This is a genomic window from Advenella faeciporci, from assembly GCF_014652395.1.
GTDB lineage: Bacteria > Pseudomonadota > Gammaproteobacteria > Burkholderiales > Burkholderiaceae_B > Advenella > Advenella faeciporci.
On sequence record NZ_BMYS01000006.1, the window covers coordinates 77,602 to 94,690 of the forward strand.

General features: G+C 53.6%; 16 protein-coding genes. 3 read left to right on the top strand and 13 right to left on the bottom strand.

Going from position 1 to position 17,089, the window contains the following annotated elements; translation table 11 throughout:
- Positions 1-7 precede the first annotated feature (7 nt).
- Positions 8-1,060 (top strand): NAD(P)H-dependent glycerol-3-phosphate dehydrogenase, encoded by a 1,053-nt coding sequence (locus IE074_RS06130; protein ID WP_189384550.1) that lies wholly within the window; start codon positions 8-10, stop codon positions 1,058-1,060.
- Between the two features lie 50 nt (positions 1,061-1,110).
- On the opposite strand, the gene IE074_RS06135 is transcribed toward IE074_RS06130, so the two are convergent.
- The 6 genes from IE074_RS06135 to IE074_RS15125 form a co-directional block, all read right to left on the bottom strand.
- Positions 1,111-2,391, bottom strand: coding sequence for a sensor histidine kinase (locus IE074_RS06135; RefSeq protein ID WP_229793909.1), 1,281 nt, complete (start codon positions 2,389-2,391; stop codon positions 1,111-1,113).
- Complete coding sequence (locus IE074_RS06140) at positions 2,388-3,101, bottom strand: response regulator transcription factor (RefSeq protein ID WP_189384551.1); 714 nt, start codon at positions 3,099-3,101, stop codon at positions 2,388-2,390. The genes IE074_RS06135 and IE074_RS06140 overlap by 4 nt, the downstream gene beginning before the upstream one ends.
- An 18-nt stretch (positions 3,102-3,119) precedes the next feature.
- Positions 3,120-4,601 (bottom strand): ArnT family glycosyltransferase, encoded by a 1,482-nt coding sequence (locus IE074_RS06145; RefSeq protein WP_229793910.1) that lies wholly within the window; start codon positions 4,599-4,601, stop codon positions 3,120-3,122.
- Between the two features lies 1 nt (position 4,602).
- Entirely contained in the window at positions 4,603-5,688 is a 1,086-nt protein-coding gene (locus IE074_RS06150) for a glycosyltransferase family 2 protein (RefSeq protein ID WP_189384552.1), read from the bottom strand.
- A gap of 146 nt (positions 5,689-5,834) precedes the next feature.
- Positions 5,835-6,758, bottom strand: coding sequence for a methyltransferase domain-containing protein (locus tag IE074_RS06155; protein ID WP_189384553.1), 924 nt, complete (start codon positions 6,756-6,758; stop codon positions 5,835-5,837).
- 115 nt (positions 6,759-6,873) lie between these two features.
- On the bottom strand, positions 6,874-7,092 hold the full coding sequence (locus tag IE074_RS15125; protein WP_189384554.1) for a hypothetical protein: 219 nt from the start codon (positions 7,090-7,092) through the stop codon (positions 6,874-6,876).
- Positions 7,093-7,104: 12 nt separating this feature from the next.
- Between IE074_RS15125 and IE074_RS06165 the strand changes: the two genes are divergently transcribed.
- Both IE074_RS06165 and IE074_RS06170 read left to right on the top strand, forming a co-directional pair.
- Positions 7,105-7,602, top strand: coding sequence for a ComF family protein (locus tag IE074_RS06165; RefSeq protein ID WP_189384555.1), 498 nt, complete (start codon positions 7,105-7,107; stop codon positions 7,600-7,602).
- 8 nt (positions 7,603-7,610) lie between these two features.
- A complete protein-coding gene (locus IE074_RS06170; RefSeq protein ID WP_189384556.1) occupies positions 7,611-8,081 on the top strand; it encodes a tRNA (cytidine(34)-2'-O)-methyltransferase in 471 nt (156 codons plus the stop codon).
- Between the two features lie 25 nt (positions 8,082-8,106).
- On the opposite strand, the gene IE074_RS06175 is transcribed toward IE074_RS06170, so the two are convergent.
- From IE074_RS06175 to IE074_RS06205, 7 genes are all read right to left on the bottom strand, one after another.
- The gene (locus IE074_RS06175; protein WP_189384557.1) at positions 8,107-9,576 is read right to left on the bottom strand and encodes a TrkH family potassium uptake protein; all 1,470 of its coding nucleotides are present in this window, start codon (positions 9,574-9,576) and stop codon (positions 8,107-8,109) included.
- A gap of 8 nt (positions 9,577-9,584) precedes the next feature.
- Positions 9,585-10,961, bottom strand: coding sequence for a Trk system potassium transporter TrkA (gene trkA, locus IE074_RS06180; RefSeq protein WP_189384558.1), 1,377 nt, complete (start codon positions 10,959-10,961; stop codon positions 9,585-9,587).
- Positions 10,962-10,976: 15 nt separating this feature from the next.
- Entirely contained in the window at positions 10,977-11,696 is a 720-nt protein-coding gene (locus tag IE074_RS06185) for a response regulator (RefSeq protein ID WP_189384559.1), read from the bottom strand.
- A gap of 67 nt (positions 11,697-11,763) precedes the next feature.
- Positions 11,764-14,052 (bottom strand): sensor histidine kinase, encoded by a 2,289-nt coding sequence (locus tag IE074_RS06190; RefSeq protein WP_189384602.1) that lies wholly within the window; start codon positions 14,050-14,052, stop codon positions 11,764-11,766.
- The gene (locus tag IE074_RS06195) at positions 14,052-14,630 is read right to left on the bottom strand and encodes a DUF4390 domain-containing protein (RefSeq protein ID WP_189384560.1); all 579 of its coding nucleotides are present in this window, start codon (positions 14,628-14,630) and stop codon (positions 14,052-14,054) included. Before IE074_RS06195 ends, IE074_RS06190 begins: the two co-directional genes overlap by 1 nt.
- A 50-nt stretch (positions 14,631-14,680) precedes the next feature.
- Positions 14,681-16,039 (bottom strand): 16S rRNA (cytosine(967)-C(5))-methyltransferase RsmB, encoded by a 1,359-nt coding sequence (rsmB, locus tag IE074_RS06200; RefSeq protein WP_189384561.1) that lies wholly within the window; start codon positions 16,037-16,039, stop codon positions 14,681-14,683.
- A 117-nt stretch (positions 16,040-16,156) separates the two neighbouring features.
- Entirely contained in the window at positions 16,157-17,050 is an 894-nt protein-coding gene (locus tag IE074_RS06205) for a dienelactone hydrolase family protein (protein ID WP_308429750.1), read from the bottom strand.
- Between the last annotated feature and the right edge of the window lie 39 nt (positions 17,051-17,089).

Sequence of the window (17,089 nt, forward strand, 5' to 3'; positions counted from 1 at the left end):
GGTTCACATGTCATCTCCCGGCGCTTCGCTTCATGTACTGGTTATAGGTGCGGGTAGCTGGGGAACCGCATTGGCTGCCTCGGCGGCCAATCATGCACCCACCTTGCTGCTGGCCCGTAATGAAGCGGTTTCATCAGAAATCAATACCCGGCACAGCAACACCAAATACCTGGGTGACATTGCTTTACCCCACAGCCTGAAAAGCACCACCAGCCCCCAGCAGGCCATCAGCCATTTGCAACACGGCCCCCAATCAAAAAGGCTTATCATACTTGGTGTGCCTGTCATGGCCATGCGCAGCACCTGTGAAACCTGGCTGCCACTGCTCCAGGCATCCAACCTGGCCGACACACCCATTGTCTGGACTTGCAAGGGGTTTGAACAAAACAGCGGGCAATTGCCGCATGAAATCGTACAGTCGGTTTTTGGTAACAAGATACCCAATACCGGTGTATTATCAGGGCCTTCCTTTGCCAAAGAAGTCACCCGCAATTTGCCGGTGGCCCTGACCATTGCCAGCCATAGCAGCATAACCGTGCAAAACACCACGGCCGCCCTGCATGCCAACAACACCCGTATTTATGCCAGTAACGATGTCATAGGTGTAGAAGTGGGTGGCGCCCTTAAAAACGTCATGGCGATTGCCTGCGGCATTTCAGATGGTCTTGAACTGGGCGCCAATGCACGCGCTGCGCTAATTACACGCGGACTGGCTGAAATTACCCGACTGGGTATTGCCCTGGGTGGACAAGCGGCCACCTTTTCAGGTCTTACCGGGCTGGGTGACCTGGTTTTAACGGCCACCGGCGACCTGTCGCGCAACCGCCAGGTTGGCCTTGCCCTGGGACAAGGGCAATCGCTGGACCGCATTCTTGCGGCAGGCATGACTGCTGAAGGCGTTCGCTGCGCCCGTGACGCCCTGAATCGCGCCACGGCCCTGAATATTGAGATGCCCATTACCCAAGCGGTTTGCGATGTCCTGTTCAATGCAATGCCACCTCTGCAGGCGGTGTCAAACCTGCTGGCGCGCGAAGCCAAAGCCGAGTGGCAGGCAGAATAAGCCTGCGCTGGCCACACCTGACAAACCCGCTCCAGACCTTATCCCATGCCTCAACGGTTGCGAAGGATCTGGTCGGCGGGAATACTTAACTGAATCACGCTTCCATTCGAATCACTGCGGGTCACCTGCAAAGGCCATTGCAAACGCTCGGACATCAAGGTCACAATATACAGCCCCAGGCCATTTAAGGACGTGCTGCCTGGCACCACTTGCATTTCCCTGCCAAGGATGGCTTTTTGCTCGGCCGTAAAACCTGTCCCTCTGTCCTGTATCTGGATGATACCTTTGCCCAGCGTGATATCAATTTCCTTTTGCGTATGCTGCAAGGCATTCTGGACAAGATTACGCAACAGCATTTTCACCAGGACAGAATCGCTCCTGAGCATTATAGTGTCCATAATATTCAGGCGCACCCTGGCCCGCACCTTGAATAAATTGTTCAGGTCATCCAGAACTTCTTCCACCAGGGTCGTCAGTGAAATAGCCTCCCTGACCGGAGAGCCGTCGGCCTGATTGCGCGAAAGCTTCAGTAAAACCTCTACATTGCTGCGCATTTCGGTGCAGGCATTACGCATGCGGGCCACTGTTGCCAAATCATTGGGTTTTAGCTGCCCACGCATTTCCAGGATATCAAGCGCCCCGGACATGACCGCAACTGGCGTGCGCAGCTCATGACTGGCCAGGCTGAGCAGGGATTGCTCCCTGCGCACATAGGACTCAAGCTCACCCAGGAAACGGTTAAAGGTTTCTGCAATTGAATACAATTCGCTGTCGGTGTAATTAACCGGAATACGCGGCATTTGCGCGCCCACCGGCACTTCGCTGATTTGCTCTGACAATTGCCGCAAGGGATTCACAATCCGTCGACTGCTTAAGGTTGCCATCCACAGACCCAGACCGATAATGAGCAGCGTCATGACGCCCAGCGCGATGCTGAAAAGGAACTCGCGATTTTCAAAATGCGTGATATCCTTGGCGATATACACCACCCCTTTGGGCAAAACGGAAATATTCACCAAATAAGTCTTTCCGTTGCGCGTTATCTCATCAGAAAACCCAAAAGGCAAACCCTTGAAAACCTCGGGCATTTGTACCGGTGTGGCCTGCCCCTGAGGCACGAACACCAGCTGCTGGTTAAACCCTTCCCAGACAAAAAGCTCAGACTGGTCACGGTTTGCCAGAATAAAATCAAGTTCCTGCTCAAACTCCACCTGCAGCATGGTACGCTCAAGATCTTCATTCACCTCCAGCACCATAACTACCATCACCGCAACACATGCCATGCTAACCAGCAAAATGGCTCGGTGGATGCGTCGTGAAATAGATCTCATTGGCCTGCCTGCGCCGGTGGAGTCAGCCGGTAACCGCGCCCGTGCATGGTCTTGATCATGGAGAACCCGAAGGTATCCTGCAATAATTTACGCAAGGTATACACATGGGTACGCAAGGTATTCATATCCACTTCTTTTTCCCCCCAGATACGCTCTTGCAGCTGCTCATAAGACAGAAAATCCGGATAGGCTTTAATCAGCTCTTCAAAAATACGCGCCATCGTGCCGCTTAATTCCAGGGAGCCGTTATTGTTAACCTGTACCGTAAGCTTGCCCGGGTCAAAACGGATGCCAGGCACTTCTATCCCCGGAGTCTTGCCCATGCCCTCTTTACGACGGTACAGGGCATTGACCCGCAGCTGCAGCTCACGAAGATCAAACGGCTTGACCAGGTAGTCATCGGCTCCGGCCCGAAACCCCTCTTCCTTGTCTTTGAGCTGGTCTTTGGCTGTCATCATGATAACCGGTGTCGTACACTGGATATCGTTCCGGATCCGGTGGCAGATCTCAAACCCCGACAGGCCGGGCAACATGACATCAAGCACGATGACATCATATTCATGGGTGGCAATCAGATGCAGGGCCGTTAAACCATCCGAAGCGAAATCCAGCACATAATGCGAATTTTCAAAATACTCGGACAGGTTCTCGGCCAGCCCGACATGATCCTCAACCACCAGCATGCGAATGGGCTTTGTAGATGTATTCATGCAATTTCAGAAAAAAAATCAGTTTGCCACTATGGACATGGCTGTCTGTGCAAGACCAGGACTGGCTTCAAACAAAATATAACGTTTGTTTTCGTAACGCTTTTGTACCGGTACGCTTAACACATGCGCAACCTCGTTTAGACGCTTTTTGGGTATTGCCAGCAACACAGGCAATGTACTGTTGTCCAGTTTGGCAGAAACCTCATTAATCTTCAACAATTCTGCGGTTCCGCCAGAATAAAACCGGGCTGAAAACGGACGTTCATCAACATAATAAACAGGCGTCCCGGCCTTCGTCTGTAATGCGGCAAAATGAACCAGGCCCTTTTCTGTTTTAAAGTGGTCCGGACTGACATACGCAAACAGACTCAGCAAAACCAGTACCATCGGCACCAGCGCTGCTATCCACCGGGTATTCAGGGCAAATTGCCACTGGCTTTGTTCCACCCACTTGCGCCAGCCAAGCGCCATTAATATGCTGAAAGCCCCCAGGCAAGGCAAAAGATAGGTCCAGAGAATATTGCCCGAAAAGGTGAAAAACAAAGGAGTAAATAACGCCCAGGCCAGCAAATACGATAGCTGGGCTGAATCGGCCAGCGGCTTGATAATAACGGCACGCACACCTTTTTTTACCAGATTGGGCAACAGCAGCCCCACCCCAAACAAACCCCATGGAAAGGTGGCCTGTAACCAGTACCACCAGATTGTGCCATGCATTTTTTCATGGGCAGTACCATACAAATCCCCCTGCCAGCCCGGATCTATAAAACGCAGGAAATGCTCACCCACAATGAAATAATTCAGAAATCCCGGGGTCTTGATTTCTGCCATCACATACCATGGCAGGCTGATTAGCGCGGTTAAGAGCAAGCCCCGCGTCCAGGGCAATGCCCTGAATTGAACCATCCGGCCGCCTATATTGGGCAACAACCATAACAGCAACGGGCCGGCAACCAGAACCAGTGCCAAAGGCCCTTTGGCCAGCAGGCCAATGGCCAGTCCCACAAAAAAACCATAACGCCAGAACAGGGACGGATAATGCCGGGCCATCATGAAGGACGTCATGCTAAAGGTGGTGCCCAACACCAGAAACGGATCGGTCAGCACTGCCCCCGAAGTGATATAAACCAGGGCACAGGAGCTGTACACCACTGCGGCCCACTGAGCCAGCTGCCGGCCAAAAAAAGTCCGTGCAAAAGCGATAAGAAGCCCCACGGTTGCCACCATGCTTAGCCATGAAGGAAAACGCACGGCAAACTCATTAACCCCCAGCAGCCTGAAAGACAATGCCTGTGCCCAGAACGACAGCGGCGGCTTGCCCCAGAAAGGCTTGCCCGGTTCAAACCAGGGCGTAATCCAGTCACCGCTTTGCGCCATCAAACGGGCAATTTCCGCGTAACGGGGCTCAGACGTATCAGACAGCGGCATCAAGACCATACTTATCAGGGGCAGGCACAATAAAACACCCGTCACCCACCACAAACCAATCCTGCGCGTCACTTTAATTTCCTTTTACAACCATCAACTCTCGAACCGGCTGTTGCGGCTGATTCACCGCTGAGCGATTCATTTCACGGGTGGTATCCACAAACGGTTCCAGGGCCTGCCCTTTATTTTTACGCAGTACATCCCTGATCAGGTAAACCGGACGCTGCTTGGCCTCAAAATAGGTTTTTCCCACATACTCGCCCAGCAGTCCAATTGAAATCAGCTGGACGCCCCCCAGAAAAGTGATCATGGAAATTAACGAAGGGTAGCCTTGCACCGGCTCTCCCAGTACCAGGGTTTTAGCGACAATCCACAGGGCAAACAAAATACCAGCCAGTGCCGTCAGAATGCCAGCCGCCATGGTCAGGCGCAAAGGCGCCACTGAAAATGAAGTAATACCCTCAAAAGCCAGCCCCATCAGGCCGGGATAATCCCACTTACTGGTACCCGCGGCACGGGGTAGCCGGTCATACTCAATCACTTTGGTGGGCAAGCCAATCCAGGCAAACAGCCCCTTCATATAACGATTGCGCTCACTCAACTGGCTCATGGCATTCACCGCCTTGCGGCTAAGCAAACGAAAATCACCGGTATCTTCAGGAATCTCAACCTCACTGATGCGGTTCAGCAAACGATAAAAAGCATGGGCGGAAAATTGCTTGAACCAGGTTTCACCGGCCCGTGAACGGCGCTTCATGCTAACAACATCGGCACCCTCACGCCACGCCTGCAGCATGTCCGGAATCAGCTCCGGTGGATCCTGCAAATCGGCATCCATAATAATGATGGCCTGCCCCCCCGCGTAGGCCAGACCGGCGCTCAGGGCGGCCTCCTTGCCAAAATTGCGGCTCAGGCGGACCAGCTTCAGATGCTCATCCCAAGCGGCGCGCTCGGCCAGGAAATGCCCCGACCCGTCGCGACTGCCATCATCCACCATCACCAGCTCATAATTGATCTCCAGCGGATCCAGGACTGAGGCCAGCCGGGGAAACAGTAACGGCAACATCTGCCTTTCGTTATAAACCGGAATCACGATAGATAAAACCAGGCCTTTTTCAGCCTGAAATAAAGATGTCCCGTTTTCTTCCATTGCACTCATTGACAGCACCTGCTTTCATATTTTAAACATGACAGGCGTAAGAGTACGTCCTGGCGCAACAAGGAAACATCAATCAAAAATCAAGTAAATATCAAAAAAAAAGCACGTCCGGAAACGTGCGTTGTGCGGGAACCGTCATGAGTGGTTCAGGTTTTTGATTTTCTGCCTCCTATGGAGCTCAGGGAAATACGGGTTTCACCGGCTGCCGTTTTGTGTACGGCACTTTTCCAGGCGTGACCATAGGCCACTTCAAGGCTTAAATGCAGTTTACCATCGGGCTGTCGCTGCTGTTCAAGGGCATCACACAAGCGCCGGTACCATTGGCGCCCAACCAAACCCTTATGCCGCCCGATGGTTGGGTTACCCCCCAGGGCGGAAACATCACGCAGCAGCTTTTGCGGGCTCTGGTAAGTCAGTGTAATCACTTCCTGGTCCATGACCGGATCAACAAAACCGTGCTCAAGCAGGATATCGCCAAAATCATGCATATCCACAAAGGGCACGGTTTGGGTTTGAATCCCGGCGGTTTCAACGGCCTTGCGCAATTCCATGAACGTGCCGGGACCAAGACAGGAAAACATGCATATGCCGCCAACCTGTATCACGCGCCGCCACTCGGCAATCACCTTATGCGGCTCGGGGTGCCAGTGCAGGGCCATATTAGACCAGACCAGGCCTGCCGATTCCGCCTCTAGCTGCATGGCTGCCAGATCGGCCAGATGGAATTCATCCTGGGTTTTGCGTCCCAGTTTTGACACCCATACCTGCATGCCCTTGGGCAGGAAGGTCTTCCTGCAATGCTCGATAAATGAGGGACAGCTGTCCACCCCCAGCAGGCGGGATTTGGGAAAGCGCTCCTTAAGCGCCTGAAGCGAATGCCCTGGACCACAACCGGCATCAATCACCGTTTCCGGTGTGATGCGGATATAGCTTAAGCGCCCGATCATGCGACGGCTGATTTCATCATAAAAAAACCGGGAATCTTCCAGTAAACCACGGCGGGAAAATTGCTGGATGACATGTTCGGAATTGATGGGCAAAACCTGGGGGGAATAAATGGCCTGGGACATTGAGATCACTGACGTATTGTTAATACGGGAAGAAAATGATTTGATAAGGCCATATTGTAAATAAGACTTCCCCGATTCTGTGCAAAACCCTTACGCAAACAAAAGATTAGGCTGGTTAAGCAGCCATGCCCAACAACTGGCCAGCCGCCTGAAGCTTGTCCTGCCCGGCACCTGCCCCTTGTGTGGCACCCCCCGTACGGGAGATGGATTCTGCCCCGACTGCCGCAACGATATTTTGCACTCCATACGAAACCACCCCTATCGGTGTGCCCGCTGCTGCCTGGCCCTGCACAACCCGGGCCCTTGCCCGGACTGCAGCGAACAGGCCCTTCATACCGGAACAATCATGGCCGCCTTCGATTATGTGCATCCCCTGGATAGCCTGGTTTTGCGCTACAAAAATGGCCGCCAGCTTGACCTGGCCCCGGCATTTTCACAACTGCTAAGCCAACAACTGCAAGACCGGGGTCTGCTGCCCCTCACAAACACCTGCCTGATTCCCATTCCGGGCAGCCGGCAGTCCCTTTCCCGGCGCGGTTTCAATCCGGCGGCTGAATTTGCACAACAGCTGGGAAAAAAACTACAATTGTCAGTTGAGCATTTTGTGCTGCACCGTCATAACCAGCATCTCAAGCAATCCAGCCTGTCCCGTCACGCACGTCGTGCCACCGCTGCCGGTTTGTATTATTGTTCGCGCCGCCTGGACATTCCTCATGCCATTCTGGTCGATGATATTGTAACCACCTGCAGCACCATCGACAGTGCCGCCCGCGCCCTGCTGGCCGCCGGCGTGCAGCGCGTGGATGCCCTGGCCATTGCCCGCACTCCTCCCAAACATTTTTAAGCAATCACATGTTCCACATTATTCTTGTTTCTCCTGAAATTCCCGCCAATACCGGCAATATCATCCGCCTGGCCGCCAACACCGGCATACAGCTGCATCTGGTCAAGCCGCTGGGTTTCATGCTTGACGACAAGCGTCTGCGCCGCGCCGGGCTGGACTACCATGAATGGGCCGATATCCAGGTTCACGACCATCTGCAAGAGGCCATCGAATCAACGGGTGCGGCAGCCGGACATATTTATGCCATTTCCACCAAAGGCCAACGCCACATTGGCAACATTAAGATTACCGATGGCGATGTATTTGTTTTTGGCAGGGAAACGGCCGGACTCAAACCCGAAGAGTGGGACATTATAGGGCTGGAAAATGCCGTGCGCCTGCCCATGCGCCCTGACTCACGCAGCCTGAACCTGTCCAATGCGGTTGCCATTACCGTGTACGAGGCATGGCGCCACATAGGCTATACCGGAAGCGTCTAGTCCGGAAAGCCTTCACGGCAACGCTTTAACGGCGCCAGAATCCGGGAGTAAAAATAACCAGTACGGTGAACAGTTCAAGACGCCCGATCAGCATGGCCAGGGTACATAGCCAAATTTGAAAATCGGACAAGACGCTGTAATTGCCCATGGGCCCAACACCGCCCAAACCGGGGCCAATATTGTTAAGGCTGGCAAAAACGGCAGAAAACGCCGTGGTTGGCTCGGCCCCTGACAACAGCATGACCGCCGACAACGCCATTAACGTCAAGGCATACACCAGCATGAAAACCATGATGGACATAATCACGCCCTGGTCAATAATGCGCGCCCCCAGCCTGACCGGAAACACCGCATGCGGATGCAGGATATGACGGATTTCAGTGCGGATCTGCTTGATGACCAAAATCAGGCGGATCATTTTGATGCCACCGCCGGTAGATCCCGACGAGGTTGCACAGGCCCCCAGAAACAACATGAGAATCGGCAGGAACATTGGCCATTGCAGGTAATCCACATTGGCAAAACCGGTGGTGGTCGCTACGGAAATTGTATTGAACATGCCAAACCTGAAGGCCTCGAGCAGGTTGGAGTACTCATTGGAAAAGAAGAGATAAAGACTGATCAGGACACCGCTGGCCAGCACCAGACGCAAGAAAGGAATCGTTTCCGGGCAAAAACGGTAAATGGACAAATCACGGTTGCGAATAACCTTGAAATGAGTGGCAAAATTAATGCCGGCAAACAGCATGAACACCATCGCCACCATCTCAGCGGCCGGCGAATTGATATCCATAAAGCCGCCACTGTAAGTGGAAAAGCCCCCTAAACCCATCGTGGATGCGGTATGGCACCAGGCATCAAACCAGCCAAGGCCCACCAGACGATAGGCAATCAGGCACAAAACCGAAGCCGAAAAGTAAATGGCATACAGCACCTTGGCCGTTCCGGCAATGCGGGGGGTTAATTTCTCTTCTTTCATGGGCCCTGGAATTTCGCCCCGCATCACCTGATGTCCACCCACCCCCAGCATGGGCAAAATGGCGACTGCCAGCACCAGGATACCCATGCCGCCAAACCAGACCAAGGTATGGCGCCAAAGATTCAGGGATTCGGGCAGTTTTGCCACGTCTGGCAAGACTGAAGCACCCGTGGTGGTCAGCCCCGACATGGCTTCGTAATAAGCATGGGTAAAAGACAGTTTTACCCCCACATGAGACGCTTCCAGCATTAAAGGCAGGGCTGCCAGAAGGGGAAACACGGTCCACACCAGAAACACCAGCAACAGCCCGTCACGCGGACGCAATTCACGGCGAAACGGGTAAGTCAGCAGCCAAAGCAACAAGCCACTGCCACTTGCCAGCATGAAACTGGTCAGAAAACTCTGATCGGCACCATCCTCAAAGAGGCGTGAAAAAAAATAAGGAAACAACAAGGTCAGTGAGAACACCACCATGGTCAGGCCGAGCGCATGCAAGACATTCAGGATACTGCGCATTCGATTTCCTAGAAAAACATGGCCGAAACCTGGAACATTTTTTCAACTTTCTTCATGGTTTCACGGTTTGCCGCATAAACAATAACGTGATCCCCCTGGCGAATCACGGTATCGGGCTCGGGCATAATCAGGTAACCCTCACGGAAAATAACCGCCAGTGTTGAAGACTTTGGGAACTGGATATCCTTCACCGAGCGGTCGGCCAGTTTCGAACTGCTGATATCGCCCAGCACCTCGAACTCGATCACTTCGGCCGCGCCACGACGCAAGCGATGACCGGCCACCACCGCCCCCTGGCGCACATCACGCAACAAGGCGCCAATGGTGGCCTGGGCAGGCGAAACCGCGATATCAATCATGCTGCCCTGCATGAGCTCGCCATAAGCCTGGCGCGAGATAAGTGCAATCACCTTGCGGGCTCCCAGCCGTTTGGCCAACAGGGACGACATGATATTGTCCTCATCGTCATTGGTCAGGGCCAGCCAGGTGTCCATTTCGGCAATATTCTCGCTTTCCAGCAAGGACTCATCAGTGCCGTTGCCATGCAAGACCAGCACGTTTTCGGGCAGCATGGACGCCAGCCACTGGCAACGCGCCTTGTTGCTTTCAATAATGCGAACGTTGTAATTTTCCTGGGCCAGTTCCTTGGCCAGCCGATAACCAATATTGCCACCACCGGCAATCATGATGGAACGAATGCGTTTTTTTTCTTTATGGAAAGAAGCAATGCTTTCCCGGGCCTGCCGGGTGTCAATGGCCAGCACCAATTCATCATCGGCCTGAATGGCACCCACCCGGTTCATGGGAATGGAAACCTCACCCCGCATGACTTCCAGAATACGGGTGTTCAGGTTAGGCAGGTTCAGGTGTGTTTCATCGATCTGGTGGCCAATCAGGGAGCTTTTGCGTCCCACTTTAAGAATGACCACGCTAACCCGGCCCTGCGCAAACTCGACAACCTGCAAGGCTTCGGGAAACTCAATCAGGCTGTACAGATATTGCGTGACGCTTTTTTCGGGGCTGATAACGAAATCCACCCCAAAGCTTTCAGCCAGCAACGCTTCATTTTCAGAATAAGACTGTCCCCTGACCCGAACAATGCGACGCGGTATATTGAACGCATCACGGGCAATGGCACAGGCCACCAGATTGGACGCATCAGTGGCGGCACAGGCCACCAGAAGATCGGTGTCATCGGCCCCGGCTTCCTCAAGGACATCGGGCAATGAGCCATCACCCAGCACGCAACGCAAATCAAAGCGCTCCTGCAAATAGGTAAGCCGATCGGGGTTGGTATCGACCACCGTGATGTCATTTTGTTCCGACACGAGGTTTTCGGCCACGCTGGAACCTACACGCCCCGCCCCGATGATAAGGATCTTCATGAAAGAAGACCGTAATTAGGCGTTGCGCTTGCGGGATGAATCGATACCCAGCTGGCGCAGCTTGCGATACAGGTGGGTGCGTTCCAGTCCGGTTTTTTCCGAGACGCGTGTCATGCTATGATTTTCACGTCCCAGGTGGTATTCAAAATAAACCCGTTCAAATTCATCACGTGCATCACGCAAAGGCTGGTCAAGGGTAATGTTGCCCAGCATGGAGCCTTGTTGCTGAGGCGCAGCCTCTTGAACGGGCGCAGCGGCTGCAACAGCGGCTGGCGCAGCGGTAAACGCAGGAGCTGCCGGCGCTTTGACCGCGGCTGGCGCAGGACGGGCAGCCGGTGCCATACCGGCAGAAGCCAACACCTGTTTGGCATGGGGACGTGCCAGGCCAGACTGGACCGTTTTAAGAAGCTTTTGCAAGGTAATGGGCTTTTCAAGAAAATCCATGGCGCCAATGCGAGTTGCCTCTACGGCGGTATCCACCGTAGCATGGCCGCTCATCATGATTACCGGCATATCAAGCAATCCCTGTGAGCCCCATTCTTTTAGCAGACTGACACCATCGGTATCGGGCATCCAGATATCGAGCAAGACCAGGTCTGGCCGGTATCTCAGGCGCGCGGCACGTGCCTGGGAAGCATTTTCAGCGAGTTCCACGGTATGACCTTCGTCATACAAAATTTCAGAAAGAAGCTCACGAATTCCAATTTCATCGTCTACCACCAGTATTCTGGCCATATGTAGTCACCTATTACTAACGTACTTCAGTACTATTATTTAAATCTGATTAATCGAATTATAACCATCAGGACATGGTTTTTTTGCTTTTCTTCACAAGTCTCGTGAGTAAAATCGAGATACGGGCGCCACCTTCCTTGCGATTTGAAATGTCAATCTTGCCACCATGCTCTTCGATGATTTTGCGAACAATTGCCAAGCCAAGACCTGTGCCGTGCACCTTGGTCGTTACGTATGGCTCAAAAGCATTCTGTAAAACCTGTGATGTAAATCCACACCCCCGATCCTCGATCATTATTCTAACCGCTTCACCTTCATCGGTGGCGCCTGTTGCGACTTTTGTGAGCATGGTCTGAATGGTGATGCCTGGCTCGTCTCCGTCAAGCTCGATATCAGCCATGGCATCACGGGAATTGGCCATCAGGTTGTTTAAAACCTGACGCAACTGGGTCGGATCAGCCTCGACCTCTGGCAGCATGGCATCAAGTTTCAGGCCTACCCGCCGGTTCAGCGGTTCTTCGGCATGATTTCCTTCGGGGTCCCAGCCATACAGCAAGGCAAGATCCGTTATTAAAGCATTAATATTGACGTGTTGCATCTGTGCAGGCGGTGTTCGGGCATATTCGCGGAAATCATCCACCATTTTTTTCAGTGAAGTCACCTGGTTCACGATGGTATTGGTGGAACGGATCAGCATGTTGGCATCGGCTTCCTCCAGTTTGTCGGTCAGCTTCATGGCAAGCCTTTCAGCCGACAATTGAATGGGTGTCAGGGGATTCTTGATTTCATGAGCCAGCCTGCGTGCCACCTCTCCCCAGGCAACCGCACGGTTGGCTGAAATGACCTCGGAAATATCGTCAAATACAACCACATAACCGGTTTGCCGACCATCCACCCTAAGCCGAGTGCCACGCATCAACAACGTGACCGTTTTCTGGTCCCCCCCCGATTCCGCACCAATCATGATTTCGATTTGTTCTTGCCAATAATGGCGCCCCGAACCTACCGCCGCGTGATTGGAAAAGGCCTTGCGGATGTCCTGCGTGAACTCAATCAGGTTATCCACCACTTCCAGCGGCCGCCCCGGCACCGAACGCAGGTCTTCATTCAGGATGGTCTGGGCACCCTTGTTCACGGTCGTGACATTAAAACGCTCATCAAAAACAATGACCCCCGATGACAGGCCCTCCATTACGCTTTCCAGATACACATTGGAACGTTCCAGTTGCAGGCGGTTCAGCTCCACCTGCTTGCGGGCCTCATCAAGCTGGTGCGTCATCATGTTGAACGAACGTGTCAGCTGCCCCACTTCGTCCTTGGCATCGGGTTCGGGCAACGGCCGGTAATCACCAATCGCCACCGCCTGTGTGCCTTCAGCCAGATTCAGCAGGGGCTGGACCAGCTGACGGGCAATGGCCAGCGCCACACCAATAGAGGCAAACACGGTTAACAGCAAGGCCATGGTCAGGGTAATGCCATACAGATTGCGAATACCGGTACGGGACAGTGCCAGCTCTTCATAATCACGAAAACCCTGTTGCACCTGGTTCAGGTGACTGCCCAGATTCTCGGAAACCAGATGGGTCAGTTGCAGCCAATACGGTTCAGGGGCTGCCCCCAGTGGCACATCAAACCGGAAAGAATGGGTAAACACGGGCACAATGACCCGAATCCTGAGCTGCGGGTTTTCCGTGTCAGGGCTGCCGGACTCTTCGGCACGGGCATATTGCCGCGTCAGCTTGAGCTGGTTCACAATACTGGCCGGCGGCATGGAGGGCAATAAACTGCCAAAATTTGAAGTGGAAAATGCCACAACACGGTTACCGGCCGCGGAAAAAACCAGGGCCTCGCCAAGGCCATTGGCTTCACGCAGTCGCGTCAGCTCCAGCGGCATTTCCTGTTCGGGCACCCGTGACAGATCACTGGAAATGGCTTTTGCACGGGCCAGCAAATCGGCCACCTGGCTGTCCAGCGAAGCCCGTCCCAGGGCCAGCCCCGATTCCAGCGCACTGTCCACCTTGACGTTAAACCATGACTCGACAGAGCGGGACATGAACTGTACCGACAGCAAATAAATAACCACCCCAGGAATAATTGCCATCACGGCAAAAGCCATGGCAAACCGGGAAGTCAGGCGGGCGCCGAATTTTTTCTTGCGCAATTGGCGAACCAGTCGCCAGGTAAGCGTTGCGACCCAGATAAACAAAGCAAGGGCCAACACGCCATTAAGCAGCAGCAGCAAATCAAACTGCTGGGCAAAACGCGACGTGTTCCCGGTTGAACCAACCAGCAAACCCAGCAAAACAAATGCCGCCAACACAATGATCATGAAGCTGATTTTCACCAGCCATGAAATCAGGAGCTGGGTTTTATGTCCAAAACTTTTAAGGTGAAATTTTTCCATGGTGTTGATAATGACCAGGCACTGCTGTTGAATGCATTAATCTGAAAAGGCCTCGGAAGCAGGGAGGTATCGAGCTTCAGGCGTAATCTGCCTTTATAGTTAATGGCGGGATCAAGCTGGTCAAGATCATTGATTGGCCAGCTTTCAAGGTTAATAATATGCTGCAGGGAGTCGTCCAGCGACAATTCTGGAATGGATAGATCTCCGTAACTGATTCGCCACTGACGCAACAGCGCATTGTATTGAATACGCCAGGTATGCTGCTGCGCCAATTCTGTTTTATCAAACCATAGGCGCTGTGGCTTAAGCACTTCCATATTGATGGTGAAATAAAGCGGCACCCCTTTTTCAGCGGCATTGCGCACTTCCTCTCCAAGGTTTAAGGAAATATTGGCCGACAGGGTATAGTTCTCTTTTTCCTTGTCCAGCTCAAGGGATTCTATCCAGGCATCGGGCTGCGCCTGCTGAAACTGATGGGCATATGAAAACCACACTGGTAACAGCAGGAAAACGGCTAAAAACGACCACATGAAAATACGGCCAAACCATTGAAATCCAGATTGAGAAAAAACATCGTCCTTCAAATTTCTTTACCATCCTTGCCTGCTACCGGCTTTTTACGGAACAGGGCATAATAAAAACCGTCATGCGGCGCAACACTGCCTGCCTGCTCTGCCAGCGGCAGGAGTTGTCCGGGTGCACCCAGCCGCTCGGCGTGTGGCAGCGACATTTCCAGATAACGAGCCTGCTCTTGCCCTTCTATGGGAAACAATGAACAGGTGACATACAGCAAGTAACCGCCCGGAGCAACCGTTTGCCACAATGCCTGCACAATCGTTCTTTGCAAGGCGGCGGTTTTGGCCAGGTCGGCCTCTTGCCTGAGCCATTTAATATCAGGATGCCTGCGCACGATGCCCGATGCCGTACAAGGCACATCGGCCAGCACCAGGTCAAACGGCACGCCATCCCACCACTGCGACAAGTCGGCGGCATCGGCGGCCCGCATGTGCACATGCGGACCATCCAGCTTCAGGCGAGCCAGGTTTTCTTCCACCCGGGCAAGCCGGCGGCTGTCCACATCAAGCACCGTCATGTCCAGGTCGGCCAGCTCAAGCATATGTGCCGTTTTACCGCCAGGCGCGGCGCAGGCATCCAGCACCCGCATGCCATGGTGAACCGGGACTATTTCACCGGCCAGCTGGGCACCGGCATCCTGAACCGACCACCAGCCCTGTTCAAACCCCGGTATTTGCGTAACCGGCTGGGCCTGTGCCAGCACAAGGCCGGCATGCCCGGTTTCATGCGCTTCAATACCATGCTCACTGAACAGCCTGTGCAATGCCTCACGGCTGATTTGCCGTGTATTCACACGCAAGGTCATGGGGCCTGGTGTGGCCGCTGAGGCCAGAATGCCCTGCCACTGCTCGGGATATGCCTGTCGCACCTGACGAATCCACCATTTGGGGAAACCCCATTTCACCTCACTGCGTACGGCAATAGCTTGCATTAACGACGCTTTATTACGCAGAAAATTGCGCAGGCAGGCATTGACCAGCCCCTTGAATGAGGCGGTTTTCTTGTGTTTTTCGGCCGCCTTGACGGCCTGGTTCACCACAGTGTGCGCATCGTAAACCGGTACGTGGCGCACCTTGTTCCGTTCCTGGTTTTCATCAACCGCCAGCAGGCATAAAGCCACCACCAGCAAAGACTCAACCAGGCGATTAGGGGCTTTTTTATCCAGCAACAACTCACTTAAGGCCTGACCGGTTGCCAGCTGTCGCATGACATAAAACGACACAGACTGCACCGGCGCCCGCCATTCATCGGGCACCTCTTGCAGGGATTCGGTTAAAGAGCGCCCCGCCAGAACGTCACGCAAGCAGCCGGCACAGGCAAACAGGACATCAGACAGGGCAGGCGCGGCAACGGAAGAAGTCATAGGGAGCAGACAAAAAATAAACGAACAAGCCCAAGTGTAACCCGCCTTGATGTTGATTTAACTGATTTTTCCGCCATTTCCCGTGTTAAGCCCGAAGAAAAAAAACAATTCCAGTCTTCAGGACTTGAGATGCCGGCCAAAAAAGTCCAGTGAACGGCGCCAGGCCAGACTGGCCGCTTTTTCATCATACCGTGGCGTTGTGTCGTTATGAAACCCATGATGCACATCGGCATACATATGCATTTCATAAGTCTTGCCATGGTCCTGCAGGGCTTTTTCAAATGCAGGCCAGCCGGCATTGATTCTTTCATCCAGCCCGGCATAATGAATTTGCAAGGGTGCCTTGATGGCCGCCACTTCAGACACCGGGGGCTGGGGACCATAAAATGGCACTGCCGCGGCCAGGTCGGGCATACGGACCGCCAGAATGCCAGCCACGCCACCGCCATAACAAAAACCGATCACCCCCAGCTTCCCGCTGGACTCGGGATGGGTTTTCAGGAACCCGGCCGCCGCCACCATGTCTTCAGTCCGTTTGCCCGGATCCAGTTTGGCAAACATTTCCCTGGCCTTGTCTTCATCGCCAGGATAGCCGCCCACCACTGCCAGGGCATCGGGCGCAAAAGCCAGATAACCTTCAAGTGCCAACCGGCGCACAACGTCTTCTATATAAGGATTCAGGCCACGGTTTTCATGGATGACCACCACAGCTGGCAAGGGCCCGCTGGCATTGGCCGGGCGTGCCAAATACCCTTTCATGGTGCCATTGCCTTCGGGAGAGGGGTATTCGGCATATTCCGCCTTGATCCGGCTGTCATCTTTGGGCACCTGCCGGGCCCAGGCAAAATTGGGTTGAAGGCTGTCCAGCAGGGCGGCAGCGGTAACCCCCCCAACGGCAAAACGGGCGCTACGGTTTAAAAACTCGCGCCGGCTGATAATGCCATGCACGTATAAATCAAATTCTTTCAGTACGGCGGGCGAAAAATCACTTGTTTTTTTACGTTCCATCATAACGACCTCTTCAGAAAAAGGTTGATAAAACAAGACTTT

What these genes read in the sequence shown, in the direction of transcription:
- IE074_RS06130 (WP_189384550.1), top strand. Translation starts at nt 8, where the DNA reads ATGTCATCTCCCGGCGCTTCGCTTCATGTACTGGTTATAGGTGCGGGT.
- IE074_RS06135 (WP_229793909.1), bottom strand. Translation starts at nt 2,391, where the DNA reads ATGAGATCTATTTCACGACGCATCCACCGAGCCATTTTGCTGGTTAGC.
- IE074_RS06140 (WP_189384551.1), bottom strand. Translation starts at nt 3,101, where the DNA reads ATGAATACATCTACAAAGCCCATTCGCATGCTGGTGGTTGAGGATCAT.
- IE074_RS06150 (WP_189384552.1), bottom strand. Translation starts at nt 5,688, where the DNA reads ATGAGTGCAATGGAAGAAAACGGGACATCTTTATTTCAGGCTGAAAAA.
- IE074_RS06155 (WP_189384553.1), bottom strand. Translation starts at nt 6,758, where the DNA reads ATGTCCCAGGCCATTTATTCCCCCCAGGTTTTGCCCATCAATTCCGAA.
- IE074_RS15125 (WP_189384554.1), bottom strand. Translation starts at nt 7,092, where the DNA reads ATGAAGGGCCTGTTCGCTGCAGTCCGGGCAAGGGCCCGGGTTGTGCAG.
- IE074_RS06165 (WP_189384555.1), top strand. Translation starts at nt 7,105, where the DNA reads ATGGCCGCCTTCGATTATGTGCATCCCCTGGATAGCCTGGTTTTGCGC.
- IE074_RS06170 (WP_189384556.1), top strand. Translation starts at nt 7,611, where the DNA reads ATGTTCCACATTATTCTTGTTTCTCCTGAAATTCCCGCCAATACCGGC.
- IE074_RS06175 (WP_189384557.1), bottom strand. Translation starts at nt 9,576, where the DNA reads ATGCGCAGTATCCTGAATGTCTTGCATGCGCTCGGCCTGACCATGGTG.
- trkA (WP_189384558.1), bottom strand. Translation starts at nt 10,961, where the DNA reads ATGAAGATCCTTATCATCGGGGCGGGGCGTGTAGGTTCCAGCGTGGCC.
- IE074_RS06185 (WP_189384559.1), bottom strand. Translation starts at nt 11,696, where the DNA reads ATGGCCAGAATACTGGTGGTAGACGATGAAATTGGAATTCGTGAGCTT.
- IE074_RS06195 (WP_189384560.1), bottom strand. Translation starts at nt 14,630, where the DNA reads ATGTGGTCGTTTTTAGCCGTTTTCCTGCTGTTACCAGTGTGGTTTTCA.
- rsmB (WP_189384561.1), bottom strand. Translation starts at nt 16,039, where the DNA reads ATGACTTCTTCCGTTGCCGCGCCTGCCCTGTCTGATGTCCTGTTTGCC.
- IE074_RS06205 (WP_308429750.1), bottom strand. Translation starts at nt 17,050, where the DNA reads ATGATGGAACGTAAAAAAACAAGTGATTTTTCGCCCGCCGTACTGAAA.